This window comes from Azotobacter armeniacus (assembly GCF_054779355.1).
This window is the reverse complement of sequence record NZ_BAAGYK010000118.1, coordinates 1-18,741: the sequence shown is the minus strand read 5'-3', so window position 1 is coordinate 18,741 and position 18,741 is coordinate 1. Positions and strand designations below refer to the sequence as shown.

At 64.9% G+C, this 18,741-nt stretch carries 23 protein-coding genes and 2 pseudogenes; 9 read left to right on the top strand and 16 right to left on the bottom strand.

Annotated elements, in window-relative coordinates:
• The 3 genes and pseudogenes from ACYVD0_RS16175 to ACYVD0_RS16165 all read right to left on the bottom strand — a co-directional run.
• A pseudogene (locus ACYVD0_RS16175) lies at positions 1-631 on the bottom strand (two-component sensor histidine kinase); the annotation flags it as partial.
• Between the two features lie 330 nt (positions 632-961).
• Positions 962-1,429 (bottom strand): SixA phosphatase family protein, encoded by a 468-nt coding sequence (sixA, locus tag ACYVD0_RS16170; protein ID WP_460427757.1) that lies wholly within the window; start codon positions 1,427-1,429, stop codon positions 962-964.
• A 31-nt stretch (positions 1,430-1,460) separates the two neighbouring features.
• Complete coding sequence (locus ACYVD0_RS16165) at positions 1,461-2,483, bottom strand: NAD(P)H-dependent glycerol-3-phosphate dehydrogenase (protein ID WP_460427756.1); 1,023 nt, start codon at positions 2,481-2,483, stop codon at positions 1,461-1,463.
• Positions 2,484-2,864: 381 nt separating this feature from the next.
• Here ACYVD0_RS16165 and fabA point away from each other — a divergent pair, with 381 nt between their 5' ends.
• Positions 2,865-3,380: a bifunctional 3-hydroxydecanoyl-ACP dehydratase/trans-2-decenoyl-ACP isomerase gene (gene fabA, locus ACYVD0_RS16160; protein ID WP_460427755.1), complete on the top strand. Its 516-nt coding sequence runs from the start codon at positions 2,865-2,867 to the stop codon at positions 3,378-3,380.
• 11 nt (positions 3,381-3,391) lie between these two features.
• Positions 3,392-4,609, top strand: coding sequence for a beta-ketoacyl-ACP synthase I (gene fabB, locus ACYVD0_RS16155; protein ID WP_460427754.1), 1,218 nt, complete (start codon positions 3,392-3,394; stop codon positions 4,607-4,609).
• A gap of 65 nt (positions 4,610-4,674) precedes the next feature.
• On the opposite strand, the gene ACYVD0_RS16150 is transcribed toward fabB, so the two are convergent.
• From ACYVD0_RS16150 to ACYVD0_RS16100, 11 genes and pseudogenes are all read right to left on the bottom strand, one after another.
• On the bottom strand, positions 4,675-5,157 hold the full coding sequence (locus tag ACYVD0_RS16150) for a type II secretion system protein (RefSeq protein WP_460427753.1): 483 nt from the start codon (positions 5,155-5,157) through the stop codon (positions 4,675-4,677).
• A complete protein-coding gene (locus tag ACYVD0_RS16145; protein WP_460427752.1) occupies positions 5,144-5,518 on the bottom strand; it encodes a type II secretion system protein in 375 nt (124 codons plus the stop codon). Before ACYVD0_RS16145 ends, ACYVD0_RS16150 begins: the two co-directional genes overlap by 14 nt.
• Positions 5,519-5,520: 2 nt before the next feature.
• Positions 5,521-6,003: a type II secretion system protein gene (locus ACYVD0_RS16140; RefSeq protein WP_460427751.1), complete on the bottom strand. Its 483-nt coding sequence runs from the start codon at positions 6,001-6,003 to the stop codon at positions 5,521-5,523.
• Positions 6,000-7,856 carry a secretin N-terminal domain-containing protein gene (locus ACYVD0_RS16135; RefSeq protein ID WP_460427750.1) on the bottom strand — a complete coding sequence of 619 codons (1,857 nt, stop codon included), beginning with the start codon at positions 7,854-7,856 and terminating at the stop codon, positions 6,000-6,002. The genes ACYVD0_RS16140 and ACYVD0_RS16135 overlap by 4 nt, the downstream gene beginning before the upstream one ends.
• Entirely contained in the window at positions 7,853-8,395 is a 543-nt protein-coding gene (locus tag ACYVD0_RS16130; RefSeq protein WP_460427749.1) for a hypothetical protein, read from the bottom strand. Before ACYVD0_RS16130 ends, ACYVD0_RS16135 begins: the two co-directional genes overlap by 4 nt.
• Positions 8,395-8,943: a GspMb/PilO family protein gene (locus ACYVD0_RS16125; protein ID WP_460427748.1), complete on the bottom strand. Its 549-nt coding sequence runs from the start codon at positions 8,941-8,943 to the stop codon at positions 8,395-8,397. The genes ACYVD0_RS16130 and ACYVD0_RS16125 overlap by 1 nt, the downstream gene beginning before the upstream one ends.
• Complete coding sequence (locus ACYVD0_RS16120; RefSeq protein ID WP_460427747.1) at positions 8,930-9,472, bottom strand: pilus assembly protein; 543 nt, start codon at positions 9,470-9,472, stop codon at positions 8,930-8,932. The genes ACYVD0_RS16125 and ACYVD0_RS16120 overlap by 14 nt, the downstream gene beginning before the upstream one ends.
• Before the next feature lies 1 nt (position 9,473).
• Positions 9,474-10,262: a hypothetical protein gene (locus tag ACYVD0_RS16115; RefSeq protein ID WP_460427746.1), complete on the bottom strand. Its 789-nt coding sequence runs from the start codon at positions 10,260-10,262 to the stop codon at positions 9,474-9,476.
• The gene (locus ACYVD0_RS16110) at positions 10,243-11,949 is read right to left on the bottom strand and encodes a GspE/PulE family protein (RefSeq protein ID WP_460427745.1); all 1,707 of its coding nucleotides are present in this window, start codon (positions 11,947-11,949) and stop codon (positions 10,243-10,245) included. The genes ACYVD0_RS16115 and ACYVD0_RS16110 overlap by 20 nt, the downstream gene beginning before the upstream one ends.
• Positions 11,950-11,998: 49 nt before the next feature.
• Positions 11,999-12,379, bottom strand: coding sequence for a response regulator (locus ACYVD0_RS16105; RefSeq protein WP_460427744.1), 381 nt, complete (start codon positions 12,377-12,379; stop codon positions 11,999-12,001).
• 480 nt (positions 12,380-12,859) lie between these two features.
• Positions 12,860-12,956, bottom strand: a pseudogene (locus ACYVD0_RS16100) (SCO family protein); the annotation flags it as partial.
• Positions 12,957-13,090: 134 nt separating this feature from the next.
• Here ACYVD0_RS16100 and ACYVD0_RS16095 point away from each other — a divergent pair.
• From ACYVD0_RS16095 to ACYVD0_RS16080, 4 genes are all read left to right on the top strand, one after another.
• Positions 13,091-13,576, top strand: a complete 486-nt coding sequence (locus ACYVD0_RS16095) for a hypothetical protein (protein WP_460427743.1) — start codon at positions 13,091-13,093, stop codon at positions 13,574-13,576.
• Positions 13,573-13,875: a hypothetical protein gene (locus tag ACYVD0_RS16090; protein ID WP_460427742.1), complete on the top strand. Its 303-nt coding sequence runs from the start codon at positions 13,573-13,575 to the stop codon at positions 13,873-13,875. The genes ACYVD0_RS16095 and ACYVD0_RS16090 overlap by 4 nt, the downstream gene beginning before the upstream one ends.
• A gap of 1,123 nt (positions 13,876-14,998) precedes the next feature.
• Positions 14,999-15,184: a hypothetical protein gene (locus tag ACYVD0_RS16085; RefSeq protein ID WP_460427761.1), complete on the top strand. Its 186-nt coding sequence runs from the start codon at positions 14,999-15,001 to the stop codon at positions 15,182-15,184.
• Positions 15,157-15,519, top strand: coding sequence for a hypothetical protein (locus ACYVD0_RS16080; RefSeq protein ID WP_460427760.1), 363 nt, complete (start codon positions 15,157-15,159; stop codon positions 15,517-15,519). The genes ACYVD0_RS16085 and ACYVD0_RS16080 overlap by 28 nt, the downstream gene beginning before the upstream one ends.
• A gap of 283 nt (positions 15,520-15,802) precedes the next feature.
• Here the strand turns inward: ACYVD0_RS16080 and ACYVD0_RS16075 are convergent, their stop codons facing one another.
• The gene (locus ACYVD0_RS16075; RefSeq protein ID WP_460427759.1) at positions 15,803-15,991 is read right to left on the bottom strand and encodes a hypothetical protein; all 189 of its coding nucleotides are present in this window, start codon (positions 15,989-15,991) and stop codon (positions 15,803-15,805) included.
• Between the two features lie 214 nt (positions 15,992-16,205).
• Here ACYVD0_RS16075 and ACYVD0_RS16070 point away from each other — a divergent pair, with 214 nt between their 5' ends.
• The 3 genes from ACYVD0_RS16070 (at position 16,206) to ACYVD0_RS16060 (ending at position 18,110) form a co-directional block, all read left to right on the top strand.
• Complete coding sequence (locus ACYVD0_RS16070) at positions 16,206-16,337, top strand: hypothetical protein (protein WP_460427741.1); 132 nt, start codon at positions 16,206-16,208, stop codon at positions 16,335-16,337.
• Entirely contained in the window at positions 16,334-16,576 is a 243-nt protein-coding gene (locus tag ACYVD0_RS16065) for a pyocin activator PrtN family protein (protein WP_460427740.1), read from the top strand. The genes ACYVD0_RS16070 and ACYVD0_RS16065 overlap by 4 nt, the downstream gene beginning before the upstream one ends.
• Before the next feature lie 283 nt (positions 16,577-16,859).
• Positions 16,860-18,110, top strand: coding sequence for an MgtC/SapB family protein (locus ACYVD0_RS16060; RefSeq protein ID WP_460427758.1), 1,251 nt, complete (start codon positions 16,860-16,862; stop codon positions 18,108-18,110).
• 99 nt (positions 18,111-18,209) lie between these two features.
• Here ACYVD0_RS16060 and ACYVD0_RS16055 read toward each other — a convergent pair.
• Positions 18,210-18,741: IS66 family transposase (locus ACYVD0_RS16055; protein WP_460427739.1), on the bottom strand; the 532-nt coding region annotated here is incomplete at its 5' end.

Below are 18,741 nucleotides of genomic sequence, written 5' to 3'. Positions count from 1 at the left end.
AGAACAGGCCCAGATAGATCAGCACGCCGCCAAGCACGGCAACCAGCCAGAACACCAGGTAGCTGCGCTGGAGGTGGGCGATCAGATCCACCGGCTCCTTGTGGATCTCCAGCAGGGTCGCCACCTGGCCCGCGCCGTCGTCGAGCGGGATGTAGTGCTCGACCTGGAGGCTGGCGGGCAGGCCAAGGAGGCTCGCTCCGAAGTGGCTGGCGGTGACCGTATCCCCGCTGCTGAAGGCTTCCTCCAGGTTGTCGTTGGCGACTTTCCTGCCGATCAGCTGCGGATCGGTCGACCAGAAGACGACCCTGTCGGGGGCGTACAGGTTGACCAGGCGCACATCGGGGAGCTGGGCGATGTGGTCGAGGAACTCGCTGCGCTCGCTGCGCATGCTCGTCCGCAGCAGCCGTTCGGACCCGACGGTTTCCGGCCCCGGCGCGGACTGACGCCGCTCCATGGCGGCGATCGAGCGGACCGACTGGGCCGTCAGCAGCCCATCGCGCCGGACGCTCTCGACCAGCAGAAAACGGGTGGAAAGGAGGGCCAGCGAGAGGACGACCGTCGTGATGACGGCGAAGCTGACCAAGGAGAGCCATCTGATCAGGTTGAACCGTTTCGGGACCTTCGCGCCCAAGGTTGCTTGCCTCCCTGCGAAGAAGGATGCCTCTGGAACCCGACTGGCTCATCCTGCTATTTATTCGTTCTTGGTGAGGTTTTTATAGCCCATCGCCATCGGGCGGCTAAGCACGATTGGCGATTAAGAATGTCGGTGCTTATATAAGAGCCGCCAGCCTAACGGCTCCATATGTCAGATTTGGGTCAGAATGCAGGCCAACTCCAGACGGCTGGCGACGCAAGCAACGGGCGACCGGAACCGGGGGATAGTCAAGCGCGATGAAGTGGCCCTGGGCGGCATCTGCGGCGCCGTTGGGGGGAGGGGTTACGGCCTGCGGCCCAACCCACCCTACCGCCTGTGCCCCGGATGATGGAGGGCACGCAAATACATCGCGCCGGCCAGCGGCAGTTCGCCATCCAGTTCGGCCAGGCTGGCGGTGCCCATCGGTACTGGAGCCTGCAGGTGGCCGTGGATCAGCAGGCCGGCCAGCGCGCCGATGAACGGCTGGTGGCTGGCCAGCAGGAGCTCCACCCCGCCGCATTCGGCCAGCCGGTCGAGGGCCTGGCGCGGATCGCTGTCCGGAGCCAGCCAGTCCACCACCAGCAGCTCCGGCGCGCCGTCGAGGAGCTCCTCCAGCAGTTCGGCGGTCTGCCGGGCGCGCACATAGGGACTGCAGAGAATCGTCCGCAACGGCCGGCCAGCCAGGTGCACGGCCGCCTGGCGGACCTCCTGGCGGCCATGCCGGGTCAACGCGCGCTCGGCATCGGGGCGGGCGTGCGGCTCGGCTTCGCCATGTCGCAGCAGCCAGAGTTTCATGGGGATCTCCTCACCACCCGGGATGGAGGAATCAGAAGCCGCTGGTGGAAATGAAGTCCACATCGGTCTTTGGCTCGCCGGTCATCAGGGCCTCGATGACCTGGGCCAGAGTGCGCCCCTCGAAGAGGATGGCGTGCAGACCGGCGACCAACGGCATGTAGACGCCGAGCTCCTCAGCCTTGGCCTTGAGCACCCGCAGGGTATTGACCCCTTCGGCCACCTCGCCCAGCCGCGCCACCGCATCCTCCAGACTGAGGCCCTGGCCGAGAGCATAGCCCACTTGGTAGTTGCGGCTTTTCGGCGAGGTGCAGGTGACGATCAGATCACCGACCCCGGCCAAGCCGAGGAAAGTCATAGGGTTGGCGCCAAGCCGCACAGCAAAGCGGGTCATCTCGGCGAGGGCGCGGGTGATCAACATGCTCTTGGTGTTCTCACCCATGCCCAGCGAGGCGGCCATGCCGGCCATGATGGCGTAGACGTTCTTCAGCGCTCCGCCCAGTTCGGCGCCGAAGCGGTCGCCGCTGGCGTAGACGCGGAAGGTGCGCCCATGCAGCACGGCCTGCACCGCCCGGCACAGCTCCTCGTCCTCGCTGGCGATGACCGTGGCGGTCAGCGCATGCTCGGCGATCTCCCGCGCCAGGTTGGGCCCGGAGAGCACGCCGATGCGTGCCGCAGGGGCAATCTCCTCGATGATCTGGCTCATCAGCTTGAAACTCTGCGCCTCGATCCCCTTGGTGGTGCTGACCAGCATCTTCCCGGCCAGCAGTGCGGATACCGGCTGCAGCGCCTGGCGCAGGGCGCTGGAGGGCAGCACGACGAAGATCAGCGCGCTGCCCGAGACGGTCGCGGCGAGGTCAGTGACCGGCTCGACGTCGGGGAGCACCTTGACGCCCTTCAGATAGCGCGGATTCTCCCGATGCGTGCGGATCGCCTCGGCCTGCTCGTGATCGCGCATCCACAGCCGCACGGCCTGGCCGTTTTCCGCCAGCAGATTGGCGAGCGCCGTGCCGAAGCTGCCGCCGCCGAGCACTGCGATGGGTTGTCTTGCTGTCATCTCGTTCCTCCAGTACGGCAATGGGGCATCATTATACGGAGCGATGCCGCTGCGACCAGTCATCGGCTATCCCTTGCACGGGCGCAGGCAGTGCCGTAAGCATTTTGCAACGCTGGCAAGCCTCCTCCATGGTCGGTCGGCGGCCCTTCCTCAGGCCAACAAGTGATAAACTCAATAATTACGGCCGACCTTCGTCATTCCGACTCCATGCATTGTGCTGCCGGCTGCGACGCCATGATAGGGATGACCTTGCTCAGCTCGGCACTGTGACTTTCAACATCAGGCAACAGTCTATGACTAGGCTGCCGAATCATACCCCCGTTGCCTGCAGCCACCAGACGTTTCGTCCGCCCTTCATGAACGGACCATTGAGGAATTTGCATGACCAAACAACACGCCTATACCCAGGAAGACTTGCTACGCTGCGCTCGCGGCGAGCTGTTCGGTCCGGGTAATGCGCAATTGCCCTTCCCCAATATGTTGATGGTTGATCGCATCACGCATATCAGCGATACCGGCGGCAAGTACGGCAAGGGCGAAATGGTCGCCGAACTGGACATCAACCCGGACCTGTGGTTCTTCGCCTGCCATTTCGAAGGGGATCCAGTCATGCCGGGCTGTCTCGGCCTCGACGCCATGTGGCAGTTGGTCGGCTTCTACCTGGGCTGGCAAGGCTATCCGGGACGTGGCCGGGCCCTGGGCTCGGGCGAGGTCAAATTCTTCGGCCAAGTGCTACCGACGGCGAAGAAAGTCACCTACAACATCCACATCAAGCGCACCATCAACCGTTCGCTGATCCTCGGCATCGCCGATGGCACCGTCAGTGTCGATGGCCGCGAGATCTACAGCGCCGAAGGCCTGCGCGTCGGCCTGTTCTCCTCTACCGACAGCTTCTGAAGGACATCCACATGCGTCGCGTCGTGATCACTGGCCTCGGCATCGTATCCTGCCTGGGCAATGACAAGGACACCGTATCCGCCAACCTGCGTGCCGGCCGGCCAGGGATTCGCCACAACCCCTCCTATGCCGAAATGGGCCTGCGCAGCCAGGTGTCCGGTTCCGTCGACCTGGATCTGGAAGCACTGATCGACCGCAAGATCTACCGCTTCATGGGTGACGCCGCCGCCTTCGCCTACCTGTCCATGGAACAGGCGATCAAGGATGCCGGCCTGACAGCGGAGCAGATCTCCAACCCGCGCGTCGGCCTGATCGCCGGCTCCGGTGGGGCCTCCACCTTCAACCAGATGGAAGCCTTGGACATCCTGCGCGAGAAGGGCGTCAAGCGCGTCGGCCCGTACCGTGTGCCGCGCACCATGGGCAGCACCGTCTCCGCCGGCTTGGCCACCCCCTTCAAGATCAAGGGCGTGAACTACTCCATCTCCTCGGCTTGCGCCACCAGCGCCCACTGCATCGGCAGCGCCATGGAGCAGATCCTGATGGGCAAGCAGGACATGGTCTTCGCCGGCGGCGGCGAAGAGGAACACTGGAGCCAGAGCTTTCTGTTCGACGCCATGGGCGCCCTGTCCACCCAGTACAACGACACCCCGGAAAAGGCCTCGCGCGCCTACGACGCCAAGCGTGACGGCTTCGTCATCGCCGGCGGCGGCGGCATGGTGGTGGTCGAGGAACTGGAGCATGCCCTCAAGCGCGGCGCGAAGATCTACGCCGAGATCGTCGGCTACGGCGCCACCTCCGACGGCTACGACATGGTCGCCCCGAGCGGCGAAGGCGCGGTGCGCTGCATGCAGCTGGCGCTGGCCACGGTCGACACTCCGATCGACTACCTGAACACCCACGGCACCTCGACCCCGGTGGGCGACGTGGCCGAGGCCAAGGCCGTACGCACCGTGTTTGGCGACAAGGCCCCGGCGATCAGCTCCACCAAGAGCCTGTCCGGCCACTCGCTGGGCGCCGCCGGCGTGCAGGAAGCGATCTACAGCCTGCTGATGATGGAAAACAACTTCATCGCCGGCTCGGTCAACATCGAAGAGCTGGACCCGGAAGTGGCCGATTTGCCGATCGTCCAGAAGACCCGCGAGAACGTCACCCTGCACACCGTGATGAGCAACAGCTTCGGCTTCGGTGGCACCAACGCCACCCTGGTGCTCAAGCGCTGGCAGGGCTGAGCCCAGGCTCCGGTTCTGACCATTTAGACGCCCCGCTCCGCCGGGGCGTCTTGCTTTCCGGCCCCCTAGTCCTCGCGAAAGGACGGCTCGGCGACGAACTGCCAGTCGGCATAGCGGGTCATCCCCTCGAAATGCTCCCACCCCGGCGGAAAGTTCGCGCTCTTCAGCGGGCGCCGTTCGGAAAGGCTGTGGACCCCGGTGATACGCCCATCGACCGAGCGGATCAGTCCCCACTCGCGGCTGCCGGTGACCGGATCGGCGTAGAGCCGGCGCAGGTGCCGCTGCCGCTTGATCTGCCGGCGGTCCTCCAGCAACTCCTCAAGGCTCTGCGGATACTGGGCGATACCGGGCGAGCTGCGATGATAGCTGCGCAGCGCCACGGCGTACTGGTTGCCGACCCAGAGCAGATCGCGCTCTTTGGCCCTCTGGCTGGCAGTCGACCACAGCTGGCCGGCCGCGGCCAGCGCGCCGCCCATCAGCGCGACGAGAAACAGCACGCCCAGGTAGGTGAAGCCCCGCTGGTCGCGCATCGCCTCACCATTCGGCATACAGGCTGCCGTCCTTCGCCCGCCCGTCCGCCCCGCTCCTGACGTCGGCGACGCTGCCGGGAATGCCCTCGGGCGGCGGTAGCACGACCCACAAGTCGCGGCGCTCGGCGATCGGGTCCACAGGCAGGTTGCGCAGGTAGCGCTGCTCCACCAGCGCCTCGAGGCTTTCCGGATAGCTGCCGGTGTCGCCGTAATACTGGTCCAGGGCATCGCGCATGACCGCCAGACTCTGCTTGAGGGTGGTCTCCCTGGAGTGCTCGAGGCTGGAGAAATAGCGCGGCACGGCGATGGTCAGCAGGCTGGCGATGATCGCCATCACCACCAGCAGCTCGATCAGGGTGAACCCAGCCTGTCGTTTCATGGCTACCACTCCCGGTACGGAATGCCGTTGAGCCCGCGGCCTCCGGACAGCGAGTGGACGTCGAAGACGTCCTCGCCCTCCTGTGGATTCTCCGCGGAACTGCCGTAGCTACGCAGCCCCCAACTCTCCAGCGCGTCCATGCCCGGCACAGCGAAGGGGTCGCGGGGAATCCGCCGGAGGAAATAGAGCTTGCTCCCCGACGGGTTGCGCAGGTCGCGAACGCCCTCCACCAGCACCTCCAGCGAGGGCGGATAGCCGCTTCCGAGGGCGGACTTCTCGATATAGCCGGCGTCGGCCGCCTGCTTATAGGCATCAATCGCATCGCGGATGCGGTACAGCGCACCCTTCAGCTCCTGCTCCTTGCCGCGGCGGATCACCGTCTCGGTCAGCGGCGCGGCCATGCCGACCAGCAGCCCGAGGATCGCCAGGGCGACCACCAGTTCGAGCAGCGAGAAGCCGCGCTCCCGGCCCGACCCGCCGTTCATGGCTGCTCTCCCCCACCGGAGACAAGCGATCCGGACTTCGGCTGTCTGCGTCCGACCTCGCTCTCGCGGGGCAGCGCGGCCGGATGCAGACGCAGGCGGCTCTCGGTACCGGAGCCGAACTCCATGTCGTAGGGGCTCTGGTACGGCAGATTGCGCACGATGTGCGGGGTGATGGAAAGCACCAGCTCCGACTTGTTCAGCTCGTCCCGGTTGCTGCCGAACAGCCGGCCTAGGACGGGGATGCCACCCAGACCGGGGATGCGATCGCCCGACTTGCTGCGATTGTTGCGCATCAGGCCAGCCAGTATCTGGGTCTCGCCGTCGCGCAGGCGCAGGGTGGTGACCGCGTTGCGGGTATCCACCCGGTACAGAGTGCTCCCTTGTTCCGTACTCGGCAGCGGGTTCGCGTTGCTCACCTCCAGCCCCACCTTGATGGCGACCTCGTCATTCAGATGGATGATGGGTTCGACCTCCAGCTTCAGGCCCACGTCCAGGTAGGTGACGCTCTCGGTGAACATCAGCCCCGAAGTAGAAGGTGTCGAGGTGGCGCTGACCACCGGTACCCGCTCGCCGATGTGGATGCGCGCCTGCTCGCGGTTGCTGACCCGCAGTATCGGGCTGGCGAGGGTGTTGACGTCGCTGTCGTTAGCATTGATCCTCAGCGTCGGCGATGGATTGATCCCGATTCGATTAGAGTTGATTCCGCGCAGCTGGCCAAGCGTACTGGCGCGCGCGGGATCGCCGCCATCCGGAGGAAACGTGAGGACGCTGAAGGTGCTCGGCCACTGCAGGCCGAGATCGAGGATGCGCTGGCGGGAGACCTCCATCACCTCCAGCTCTAGCACCACCTCCGGGTTGGCCTGGTCCTGGGCCTGGAACAGCCGCTCGGCCAGGTGCACCGCATCCGGCGTGTCGCGCATGCTCAGGGTGTTGAGGCGCTCGTCGACGAACACGTCGCGAGTCTTGAGCAGGGTCTTGACCATGTTCAGCGCGGTGTTGGCGTCGGTGTTGGCCAGGTAGAAGGTCTTCAGCACCAGCTCCTGATACTCCTTGAGCTTCTGCGGCGTGTTCGGGTAGATGAGGATGGTGTTGTCGTTGACCACCTTCTGCCTCAGCTGGCTTTGCTGCAGCAGCAGGTCCACGGCATCCTCGATGGCCACCTGCCGGACGTAGATGGTGGCCTTGAGATCCGGGCTCACGTCCTGGTCGAAGATGAAGTTCATCCCCGCGGTCTGCGCCAGCACCTCGAAGACCAGCTTCAGGTTGGCCTCGCGAAACTCCAGACTGACCGGCCGCTGCAGCTTGGCGCGCAGCTGCGGATAGGCGACGGCGGTCTGCGCGCGGGTGCCCTCGATGTCCTCCTGCAGGGCCAGCGCCCCCTCGTGCTGCGGCTCCAGGCTTAGGATCGAGCGCACCAGCCGCTCGGCCCCGGCCAGATCACCGCGACGCAGGGCCAGCTCCGCCTGACGGTACTGCTCGGCGACATTGCGCAGCTGGACGATCTGGCGCATTCCCTCGGTGGCCCGGGCATTGCCCGGCTCGATAGCCAGCACGCGCTGGAAGGCGGCTTGGGCGGCCTCGTTGTCGCGCGTGGCGCGCGCCTGCTCGGCCTGCCTCAGCAGCGTGGTCACCACCCGCCCCCGCTGGGTGGTCAGGGCGATCTGCAGACCGGAATTGCGCGGCTCCTTGCGCACCGCCTCGATAAGTTGCTCCAGTCCTTCCTCGTAGCGCCCCTCGTCGATCAGGGCGATGCCCTCCTTGCTTGGCTGCCCGGCACAGCCGGACACCAGCACAGCGCTCAGGAGCATCGGCAGCCAGATGGCGGTTGCACCCTTGCGCGTTGCAATGGTCATGGATTGCTCCCCACGGACAGCGACTGGATCTGGTTCAGCGGCAGGTAGACCAGGGTCAGTTCGTCGGCAGCGATCTTCTCCAGCCGATAGGTGCCGTCGATCACGTCGCCGGCTTCCACCGTGTGCACGCGATCCCCGCGCAGCAGAAAGACCCTGAGCCGAACACTGTCGTCCAGCCGCCCGATGAATTGGAATGGCAGCGGTGGAGCTACCGGAGGTGACGGCAGCCTCGATGTGGCCGCCGCCAGCGCCGCGGCATCCGGACGGTGCTTCGGCGCTGGTGCCGCGCGCCAGCTGTGCGCGGCGAACAGATTCGCCTGCGGCACCGCCTGACTCGCCGGCCCGGCCCGGAGCGTCCGGGCGTCCGCCTGGGCGGCACTCTGTCCGGCCGGCACCATAGCCGCTCCGCCCGGTCCGCCCGGTCCGCCACGAGACGCCACCAGGGGCTCGACCTTCTGCGAAAAGAACTCGGGCAGCAGCGCCAGCAGTCCCGTACAGGCGAAGAAGGCCAGCCAGCCCAGAAGCCGTCGCCTGCCCATCACCACCTCGACAGATAGAGAGTCATGCGGATGCGCCCCTTGAGTTCGGTTTCATGGATGTCCTTGCGCTTGAACTCAACATCCTCCAGCACCAGCGCCGGCACCTCGGCCAGCAGGCTGTGCAGGAAGCGGCGCAGCTGCGGATAGCCGGCGCGCACCGGCAGAAGGATGCGGTAGCGCGCCAGGCGGGTTTTCGGGTCGATACCGAGGGAATATTCGCCGCGGGCCAATGACAGGTTTTCTGCCCGGGCCGCCGCATAGATACGGTCGATGGTTGCGGTTGCCGCCGGCTGCGCCGGCAGCTGGCGGTGGAAGTCGGCCAGCTGCTGGCCGGGGCCCAGGGGCGGCAGCTCGACGCCCTGCTCGATACGCAGTTGGTGCTCGCGGGTCTCCAGGATGCGCTCGGCCAGCGCCTGGCGCTCCTGCCAGGCCGGCCACAGGCCGAACAGCCCATGGACGACAGCCAGCACCAACAGCGCGGCGCCTCCAGCGCCCGGCCAGCCCAGCCGCTGGAGGCGCTCGCGGAGAATCAGCCTATGGACGCCCATCCGCCACCTCCCAGGTCGCCAGCAGGCTGAAGCGGATCGGCCGCTCCGCCACCTGGACGAGCACCTCGTGTTCAAGCAGGGAAACGTCGCTCAGCCCATCGCTTTCCTCGAGGTGCCGATGGAACTCCAGCATGGCCTCCAGGTTGCGCGCCTCGGCGGTGATCCGCAGCAGCCGCTTGCGCGCATCCGGGGTCAGGGTGAGCAAGGCGACGTCCTTGAGGGGCAACATCTCCAGGGTGGCGAACAGCCCGTTCCAAGGCAGGTTCAGCGCCGCCGAAACCCGGCGCATTTCCGCCAGGCTGGCCTGCTGGGCCAGGCTGTCGGCCTTCGACAGCGGCGCCTGGCGGACCTCGCCGCCCTGCACCTGCTGCAACCGGGCGAGCTCCCCGGCGTCGTGCGCCGTGTCCGCGGCGATCCGCTGCTGCACGGCCCAGATCAGTCCGGCCAGCAGCAGGCCGCCGGCCAGCAGCACCCAGCCGAGCGGACTGGCGAGGGACCGGCGCTGAAAGTCGAGATCGAGTTGACGCATCTCAGTTCACCGCCATAGCCATGGCCTGCAGGGCATCCGCTGGCGCCCGCGGCAACTCCAGTGCGTGCAGCCCGTCCGGCGGCGCCTCCGTGCGCCCCGGCGCATGCAGGTAAAGTGCCGAGCGCGCCGCGCCCTCCAGCCCCTGCAAATCGCTCTCCCGCTCGATCAGGGCGAGCAACGCGGTGTCGTCTCCGCTGCCGGCCACGGAACGCACGCCGGCCCAGCATCCTTCGCGGGCCAACAGCAGGCTGCTGCGTCCCTGCTCGGCGAGCACGAAGAGGAAGTCGCCAGCCGGCAGCTGCCCGGCGAAGCGGTTGAAGGCCGCCATCAGGTAGGGCTGCACCGAAGCCAAGCGGAGTCCGGCGCCCTTCAGCGCGACCTGCAGGCGCTCCAGCAGCCCCCGCTCGACGGCTGCCGCCAGCCGCGGCTGCCCGGCCGGGGCTGGCGACAGGCGCACCAGCCAGTCGTTGGCGAGCGCGCCGTAGATCTCCTGGAAGCGGAAGCGTGCATAGGCCTCGAGCTCCTCTGGCGAGGCGATCTGCTCGCTCCAGGGAATCAACGCGAAGCGCACGAAGCGGCTGGACAGCACCAGGCTCAAGGTGCCGCGCCCGCGATCCTGCTCGCTCAGCAGGCGCTCCAGCGCCTGTGCTGCGCCGCTCCAGGCCGGCCCCTCGGCCTGGCCGTACTCGGTCCCGCCGAGCAGCTCCAGCTCGCCCCTCCGTCGGCGGAACAGCGCCAGGCGCGTGGCGCCGAGCACGGCGATATACCGTTCACCCCACGAAAGTGACACGGTTGATCTCCTCCAGGGTGGTCCGCCCGCTGCGCACCAGCTCCACCGCCGAGCTGCGCAACAGACGCAGCCCGCGACGGCGGGCCAGTTCCTTGATCTGCGAGATGGGCTGGCGCTCGACGATCAACTGACGGATCTCGTCGTCCAGCAGCAGCAGCTCGGCAATCGCCTTGCGCCCGCGATAGCCCGACCCTCGGCAGCGCCCGCAGCCGCTGCTCTGGACGAAGCGGAAGTCGCCGACCTCGGCCGGGTTCAGCCCGGAGCTCAGCAGCTCGTCGGCCCCCGGCTCCACGGGCGAGGCACAGTCCGGGCAGACCAGACGGATCAGGCGCTGAGCAAGCACCGCGTTGAGCGCGGAGACGAAGCTGTAGGGATCGACCTCCATCTGCACAAAGCGGCCGATCACATCGAACACGTTGTTGGCATGGATGGTGGTGAACACCAGGTGGCCGGTGAGCGCCGACTGCACGGCGATCTGTGCGGTTTCCGGGTCGCGGATCTCGCCGACCATGATCTTGTCCGGGTCGTGGCGGAGGATCGAGCGCAGCCCGCGGGCGAAGGTCAGTCCCTTCTTCTCGTTGACCGGAATCTGCAGCACCCCGGGCAGTTGGTATTCCACCGGGTCCTCGATGGTGATGATCTTGTCCACCCCGTGGTTGATCTCGGTGATCATCGCGTACAGGGTGGTGGTCTTGCCGCTGCCGGTGGGGCCGGTCACCAGCACCATGCCGTAGGGCTCGGCGGCCAGCCGGCGCAGGCTGCGCAGGGTCGCCTCCTCGAAGCCCAGCGCCTCCAGGCTGACGCCGCTGACGCGGTCGGCCAGGTCCTGCTTGTCGAGCACCCGCAGCACGGCGTCCTCGCCGAAGATGCTCGGCATGATCGACACCCGGAAGTCGATCTGCCGGCCGTGGATGCCGACCTTGAAGCGGCCGTCCTGAGGCACCCGTTTCTCGCCGATGTCCAGCTCGGCCATCACCTTCACCCGCGAGATCACCTGGTCGGCGATCTCGCTGCCCTGCACTCGGCCAATGGAGTTGAGCACCCCGTCGATGCGGTACTTGATCACCAGTCCGCTGCCGGTCATGCCCAGGTGGATGTCGCTGGCGTGCATCTTCAGCGCGTCGTAGAGGGTCGAGTTGACCAGCTTGACCACCACGCTGGAGTCCTCGCTGATCCGTGCCAGCGACAGGTTCTCCACCGCCTCGGCCTCGACCGCCTCGGCAGCGTCGGCGCCCAGCGACTCGACGGCCTGGAACTCCTCCTCGTGGCGCGCCAGGTAGCCGGCCAGATCGGCCGGATGCACCAGGTACAGCGGTGCGCCCTCCAGGCAGGCGTCGATCCAGGCCAGGCGGGCATCGTCGAAGGGATCGGCGAACACCCCGACCTCGCGCTCGTCGAGGCGGACCACAGCGAACTCGCGCTTGAGCGCCTGGGCCAGCGCCAGCCGCTCGAACACCGGCCGACAAGCGAACAGCGCCTCGCCGTCGAGCACTGGGTAGCGTAGGGTGGCCCCCAGGCAGCGGACGAACTCGCCCGCCGCGAGCCCGGCCAGCGCCTCCAGCGCCTCGACCACCCGCCCGCCCCCGGTCGCGGCGCGCTCGCGGGCCTCACGCAGCAGCGCCGCCTCGAAGCGGGCTCTGCCCAGCTCATTCCCGCCGGGTGCAGGCTCTGCAGAAAGACTGTCCATGCAAGCTCCCCTCATTCAATACAGTCGCCCGCTCTGGGCAGAAGCAGCGCTATTCGCTGTGCACCCGGCGCTCGACCTGCGGCTTGCACACCACCCGGCCCAGATCCGCCAACGGAAAGGGCTTGAGCAGGATGTTCACGATGCCGCGGTGCGCCGCATCATCGCAGATCGCCCCGCTCGGGTAGCCGGTCATCAGCACCCGCTCACCGTCATAGCGGCCGCGCAGGGTATCGAGCAGCTGGAAGGCGTCCATGTCCGGCAGGCAGTAGTCGAGCACCAGGATGTCCGGCCCGAAGCTTGCCGCCAGAGCGATGGCGCCGGCGCCGTCATGGGCGACGTGCACCTCGCAGCGTCTCGTTTCGAGATAGGCCTTGAGATTTTCCGCAAGGACTGGCTCGTCCTCGACAAGCAAGACTTTCCTGATCGCCACGACGACTGACTCCCGTTTCAGAAACCCATGCCCATTCCCGAATCGCGAAAACGCGTTCCCGATTCGACACATGCACAGCCCGCGCCAGTCGCCTTGTATTAATATCCGACTGATTTTTCAGATTTTTTTCCATGAAGGGCATCCCCCAGATTCGGGGAAAAGCCGCCGCTCCCCCACACTGGGGGAAGATTGCTGGCCGCTCAGGACTGCGCCTCGACATAGTGTCTGGTGGGAACGAAGCGCCCTGCAGTTACATCCATCGCGACGATGTGCGCCCCCGCTGCGCCCACCCGCCGGCCCGGAGCAAAGCCCAGTGCTGGTGTCACCCCGGCGTGCAGGCTCTCCAGCTCGCCCAGCAGGCGCTCCCGGCTGGCCTCGCGGCCGGCGCGCTTGAATACATCGCGGTCTTCGAGCAGGTTGAACAGCGCGGTGACGATCCGACCCGCCCCAGCGAGCGGACCGGCGGACGGCAGCAGGCGCCTGGGCGATAGCCGCAGGCGGAGCGTCCGGGCGGACGCTTACTCCAGCGCTTGTTCGGCACGTCGCCGGCGATGAGCAGGGACGAATGCGCCTCCGGGCTCTGCGGGAGCTGGCCGAGCAGCCCGTCACCATACCGCTGGAGCACTCAACGAAGGAAAATGGAGATTGTCCTAATTGGTGCAAGGCATGCGCAGCTGAGGCCAAGCAATGCACCCTGCTGGAGGCTAACGAATGAACAAGACTTGCGAGCAATGGGCAGCACTTTCGCCCGATCACGCCGCGCTGCAGGCCAGCCCTACAGCCATCAAGCACCTGATCAGCGATGCACAGCGGGACATCGCAGAGCTACACAAGAGTAACGAGGCTTTGGCGCAGCAGTGCCGAGAATTGGAGCTCGAGGGGAATAAGTTCGCCAGAACCTGCGCAAAGGAGGTCGATGTCTTGATCGCCGTCGAAGCCGAGCGCGATGCCCTGCGCGCCGAGGTCGAGCGTTTGCAGGAAGAGCACGACAAGGCATGGAGTCGCGCCAGCACGGCTGAGGAGAACGCCAAGGCGCTGGCTGTCGAGGTAGGGCGGCTGCGGAAGGATACGGAGCGGCTCGAATGGTTGCTGCCCCGTATCAACGGGAGGGCTCTCCGTGAAATAGGCGTGATTTACAGCGGAGGGACCGACACGATGCGCACCGCCATCGACACAGCCATAGAAGCCAGCCAATGACCAGCCAGCCCGCGGGTGGCATGTGCGCCGCCTACTGCAGCACCCTGCCCTTTGCATCCATGCTGGAATTCAAGCGCGACGGCCAACCGTCATCGTGCGCTGCACTGAGTTCCAGTGGCGCGAGTAACCCCAAAACCTCACACAAGCAGCACGCCGCCCAGGCCGGGCAGCAGAGAAGCATTGCCATGGCAAAGGTCATTTCACAGCTGACCGTGAACCTGCCGCGCCTGATGGAAGCCGGCGAATACGGGAAGCTGTGCCATGCCTTCGGGAAACCCAGCCTGCAGCAGCTGAAGTAATGGATCGAGGAAGGCGAGCCGGCCAGGGGCCGCCAACGCCAAGCTTACTCCACTGACGGTCGACAACGGTGCCCTGCTTGCTCTGCTCACCGGCGAAGAGGCGCCGACATTCGCCCGCCTCTGCGACCGCTTTGAAACCGAGCACCTGCCCAACCGCAAGCTGGCCGACAGCACACACAAGGAGATCGCCATCGCAGGATACTTGTGAAGGGCTGGAGACAGGCCGTTGTCGGCCAAAGGGATTATCTTGCTCATTCCGTTTCCATCAGCAGGCGATGATCGGCAAGCTGGAACGAATGCTGATCGCACCCTTCAGCGGCTTGGATGCCGGCGCTGCGATTGCTGGTCCGGTCATGCGGAAACGCGATAGCTGCTAGGTTGACGCAAGCCCAGCGTTAAAGTGTGGCTTTTGCCATGACCGACAGAAGCCGTCTGAGCGATACCGAATGGGCTCGCATACCCTGCTGAGTGCCACGAAGGGCATTCCGCTCACCAGAACTCCCCACTGTCGCCGGTTCGTCGAGGCGGTGCTCTGGATACTTCGCAGACTAGCCGCCCGGTTTGCCAGCCTCTTGCTGGAGAAGGGCATGGAAGACGACAAAGCCTCGTATCAGCACCTTTCCGAGTGCCTGCTGCACGCCTGGGAGGCCCGATAGCCCGGAAACGGGTGGCATCGGAGATGCGCAGTAGCAAGTCCTCGCACAGGGCGGTAGCGCGAATTGACGGAGTGTAACCGGCCACACTTCCAACACGTATTCGCCCACCCCTCTCGAATTGGCCGGGGATCACAGCGCACCGCGATGTCCTGCATTTAACTTGCGCCTGGCAAAAGACCGGTACCGGACTACTGTTTTAAATGCCGTCGGCAGATCGGCATGCCGTCAGCGTCAGCCGGTCATTGCTACAGTGGCCACGCCGGCCGTGTTTCACGGCTCCAGCAAAGCGCGCAGGCGGTTCGAGTAATCTGCAAGACACGGAAGTCACCGCTCCGGAATCCGTCTGTAGTCACGCAGACGTCGACAGAGTGACCGCTTGGCCGGCGTAACCGGCCATCCCTTCTCTCCTATCCCTTTCAAGGTCTTTGAGTAAACTCCCTCGCCAGTCGATCAGGGGGAACAAGACGATGTGGGATGCAATCCTGGCGCGGTTCGAGAAGCAGGCACCGGCCAGTATCATGGCACGCCTGGCGCTGGAGCGGGCAATACCGGCTGAGTGGGTCGACGTCGACGAAGTCTTCGAGGCGCACCGGGCCAGTATCCGCGCAAGCCGCTGTTCTCCACGATGGTCGTGGCTGGCCGCGGCTACGTAGGACGCCATGAGCGCCACGCGCAAAGCCAGTGCGACCGCACCGTCGCCCGTCAGCTGCGCAGCATCGCCGTCACGCTGCAAGCCGGACACGGCGAGCAGCAACTGACTCCACTCTACATTCATCCCTCTCCCGGAGCCGCCAGCCTGGCGGCCAGTGACGTGCTCACCGAACGCTATCGGCAGATCCAGGAAGAAGAATGGTCGCCTGAACATGATGACAATTACACGCGAGGAGAACTCGCAGTAGCAGCTGCTGCCTATGCAACGGCAGCGCACTGGCACGCGATAGGCCACCACTGGGATATGCCGCCGGCTTTCACTAGGTGGCTGCCCTAATCCTGGCCGAGATCGAGCGGCTGGATCGAATGAAGCGCATCCAGCAGGAGGCTGGCCAATGACCAGCCTCCTCCACACTCACTCACATTCCGCACTCAACGCCGGCGACCTGGTCATCGATAACTTCGTAGGCAGCTTCGCCTTGACCGATATCGAGCCAGGCCGCGGGCGGCAGGAGGACACTGCTGCCCTCGCCGCGCTGGTTATCCGCTACGCGGCCATGATCAAATTCAAGAGCATCATGCTCGAAGCAGAGGGAGGTGGCAGCAGAAGATACCTACTACTAATGCTTGGCCAACCTGTCGATGAGAGCACGGCAATGCCGGAACCCAGCCTCACGCGCTGCATCAAGGCCATCCCAGGAATAATCGATATCGGTTTTTCTAGACGTAAACACTTCCTTGTCTCGGCGTACGCTGGCTCGGATGGTCCACTTCCTTCCCAGCTCGGAGCGGTACGGCTCAACCGCCATATCGAACCCCTTGTACTTCTGCACGTATACAGCAACATCGGCACCATTATTATTCATATTGTCTCCGTGATTATGATGTTGGCCTGTCGAAACAGGCTGCTCGGCACTTACAACGGAGAAATCCTGCCCCAACTGGAATTTCGTGGCAAGTGCACCGTAACGGGAGCACAGTGCCACTAACCTGCCGGAATTAGCCTACCAACCGCAGTAAATCATGGACGAACGCCTCGACGAAATGGCCACCAAGAGCGGCCGCATCTGCAGCCAATTCGGCTGGACCGCCAGCGCCCATATTGACTGCGCGAAGAAATCGAAAGTAAAAAAGAAGGGAGGAAAATGCCGATGAACACAGCATTCCTGCTGATGGTCCAGTACCGCGGCCAGGTGATCATTCCGCTCGATCGGGTCTGCGAGGACTACTTCCGGCACCTGCCCCCTGAGAAAGTTCCTGCGGAAGCTAACGGGCGTCGAGATCGACTTGCCAATCGTTTGGAGAGGAGCCAGAAAGCGGCGCGCGGCGTGCATCTGACAGACATGGCGCGCGATTTGGACACCCAACACCAGAAGGCCAAAGCCGAGAATTGAACCGCCCCGGGAATTCCGAAGGCTCCGTGGTGTAAGTCACGCCAGGGCGCACCGGTTCGGGCAAGCCAGAATACCGCTTCGACAAACCGGCGACTATCGCAGGCAGTTATGCCTCAGTCGCTGTCTTTACCCGGCAACAGTTCCTGGATTCAATCCCGTGGATCGTCACGAAGCTAATAGCACTTAACTGTCACCCCAAAGCTTAAAAATAACGAATGCCGCTCTTTTGGCTCAAATGAGCCCCTAAGCTTCAGTCATTACTTTGCGGAATGCCGGCATGCCAATAACCGCTGATCTTCTGCTCGATCTTGCCACAGCCTTGGCCGTCGGTTTGCTGATCGGTACCGAGCGCGGCTGGAGCGCCCGGGATATCGACGACACCCACCTACCTGCGGGCATTCGCACATTCGGCCTGGCTGGACTGCTCGGTGGCCTGTCGATGCTATTCAGCAATCTTCTGGGTATCATCGCTTGGATCACCTTGCTGCTGGTGTTCGGCGTGCTGGTGGTGGCCGGCTATCTTGGCGACCTACGCAACAATGGCGACCAGGGCATGACTAGCGAGATCGCCCTGCTGCTGACCTTCCTGCTTGGTGGCCTGGCGCTGGCTGACAGCCGTGCGCTGGCCGCCGCCGGCGCCGTCGTGGTGACCCTGCTGCTCAGCCTGAAGAGTGTGCTGCATAGCGCCTTGCACAAGCTGACAACAAAAGAACTGTCCGGAGCCCTGAAGCTGCTGTTCATTTCTGTGGTGCTGCTACCAGCACTGCCGAACCAAGGCTATGGCCCCTGGCAGGTCTTCAACCCCTATGTCATCTGGTGGATGGTGGTGCTGATCGCCGGCATCGGCTTCGCCGCCTATGTGGCGATACGCGCGGCCGGCACCCGCTACGGCCTGCTGCTGACCTCCCTGCTCGGAGGCATCGTGTCATCCACCGCGATGACCCTGACCCTCTCCCGCCTTCACAAGGAGGCACGGTTGCAGCATCTGCTTGCCTGCGGTCTCCTGGCCACCTCGGCCCTGATGTTCCCACGGGTACTTTTGGAAGTCGGTGTGATCAATCCTGCTCTCCTGACCACCCTGAGCTGGCCGATGGCCGTAGTCACTCTTGTTTATGCAGGGGGTGCACTGCTGTATTACCGCCGCTCCGGGCAAGAGGCAGCAGGGAGCACCGAAACGCTGCTGCAAAACCCCTTCGAGTTGCGCCCGGCGTTGCGCTTCGCTGCCCTGCTGGCGCTGATCCTGTTTTTCGTGGAGGCAGCCCGGCGCTGGTTGGGTGAGGCCGGAATCTACCTGATAGCACTCCTGGCTGGCTTGAGCGATGTAGATGCCATCACCCTGTCCCTGGCACGCAACGCCCAAGGCGACCTGGCCAACGAGGTAGCGGTGCATGGCATTTTCCTAGCCGCTCTCAGCAACAGCCTGGTCAAGGGCGTGCTGATTGCCGTGGTCGGCGGGAGCCGGCTGGCCTGGCTGACCTTGCCGGTCATGGCTGCAGGCCTGTTAGGCGGACTGGCGACCCTTCTGCTGCTTTAAAGCCGCCTCACAAAGCCACTTGGCCGCTCGAATGCTGAAGTTGATCAATGGAACTGGCCATACAGCTCCCCAGATGCTGTTCGAAAGTACGGCCGGGCATCACGCCTTGCTGGCAGGTTTCCAGTTGTGCGGCAGCAGCGCGGATATCTCGCTGGCCTTCTGCGTCGGCAACCGGGTCAGCACATCTTTCAGATAGGCATAGGGATCATGCCCGTTCAGGCGTGCCGACTGGATCAGGCTCATCAGTGCAGCCGCACGCTTGCCGCTGCGCAGCGAGCCGGCGAACAGCCAGTTCGAGCGGCCGAGGGCCCACGGGCGGATCTGGTTTTCGCACCAGTTGTTATCTATCGCCACCATCCCGTCATCGAGATAGCGCACTAGGGCCGTCCAGCGTTTGAGGCTGTAATCCAGTGCCTTGGCGATGGCCGTGCCTTCGTGCACCCGCTGACGCTGGGCGAGCATCCAGGCATGCAGGGCATCCGCGATGGGGACCGCCTTGTCCTGACGTATCCGCCATCGCTCATCGGCTAACCGGTCACGCACGTCACGCTCGATTTCGTACAGCAGGCCGATGGAGTGCAGCGCCTGCCCGGCCAACTGGCTCTGGTTGGCGACGTGCAGGTCGTAGAAC

Excerpts from the sequence above, each read along its gene's own strand:
- sixA (WP_460427757.1), bottom strand. The coding sequence starts at position 1,429 with ATGAAACTCTGGCTGCTGCGACATGGCGAAGCCGAGCCGCACGCCCGC.
- ACYVD0_RS16165 (WP_460427756.1), bottom strand. The coding sequence starts at position 2,483 with ATGACAGCAAGACAACCCATCGCAGTGCTCGGCGGCGGCAGCTTCGGC.
- fabA (WP_460427755.1), top strand. The coding sequence starts at position 2,865 with ATGACCAAACAACACGCCTATACCCAGGAAGACTTGCTACGCTGCGCT.
- fabB (WP_460427754.1), top strand. The coding sequence starts at position 3,392 with ATGCGTCGCGTCGTGATCACTGGCCTCGGCATCGTATCCTGCCTGGGC.
- ACYVD0_RS16150 (WP_460427753.1), bottom strand. The coding sequence starts at position 5,157 with ATGCCGAATGGTGAGGCGATGCGCGACCAGCGGGGCTTCACCTACCTG.
- ACYVD0_RS16145 (WP_460427752.1), bottom strand. The coding sequence starts at position 5,518 with ATGAAACGACAGGCTGGGTTCACCCTGATCGAGCTGCTGGTGGTGATG.
- ACYVD0_RS16140 (WP_460427751.1), bottom strand. The coding sequence starts at position 6,003 with ATGAACGGCGGGTCGGGCCGGGAGCGCGGCTTCTCGCTGCTCGAACTG.
- ACYVD0_RS16135 (WP_460427750.1), bottom strand. The coding sequence starts at position 7,856 with ATGACCATTGCAACGCGCAAGGGTGCAACCGCCATCTGGCTGCCGATG.
- ACYVD0_RS16130 (WP_460427749.1), bottom strand. The coding sequence starts at position 8,395 with ATGGGCAGGCGACGGCTTCTGGGCTGGCTGGCCTTCTTCGCCTGTACG.
- ACYVD0_RS16125 (WP_460427748.1), bottom strand. The coding sequence starts at position 8,943 with ATGGGCGTCCATAGGCTGATTCTCCGCGAGCGCCTCCAGCGGCTGGGC.
- ACYVD0_RS16120 (WP_460427747.1), bottom strand. The coding sequence starts at position 9,472 with ATGCGTCAACTCGATCTCGACTTTCAGCGCCGGTCCCTCGCCAGTCCG.
- ACYVD0_RS16110 (WP_460427745.1), bottom strand. The coding sequence starts at position 11,949 with ATGGACAGTCTTTCTGCAGAGCCTGCACCCGGCGGGAATGAGCTGGGC.
- ACYVD0_RS16095 (WP_460427743.1), top strand. The coding sequence starts at position 13,091 with ATGAACAAGACTTGCGAGCAATGGGCAGCACTTTCGCCCGATCACGCC.
- ACYVD0_RS16090 (WP_460427742.1), top strand. The coding sequence starts at position 13,573 with ATGACCAGCCAGCCCGCGGGTGGCATGTGCGCCGCCTACTGCAGCACC.
- ACYVD0_RS16085 (WP_460427761.1), top strand. The coding sequence starts at position 14,999 with ATGTGGGATGCAATCCTGGCGCGGTTCGAGAAGCAGGCACCGGCCAGT.
- ACYVD0_RS16080 (WP_460427760.1), top strand. The coding sequence starts at position 15,157 with ATGGTCGTGGCTGGCCGCGGCTACGTAGGACGCCATGAGCGCCACGCG.
- ACYVD0_RS16075 (WP_460427759.1), bottom strand. The coding sequence starts at position 15,991 with ATGGCGGTTGAGCCGTACCGCTCCGAGCTGGGAAGGAAGTGGACCATC.
- ACYVD0_RS16070 (WP_460427741.1), top strand. The coding sequence starts at position 16,206 with ATGGACGAACGCCTCGACGAAATGGCCACCAAGAGCGGCCGCATCTGC.
- ACYVD0_RS16065 (WP_460427740.1), top strand. The coding sequence starts at position 16,334 with ATGAACACAGCATTCCTGCTGATGGTCCAGTACCGCGGCCAGGTGATC.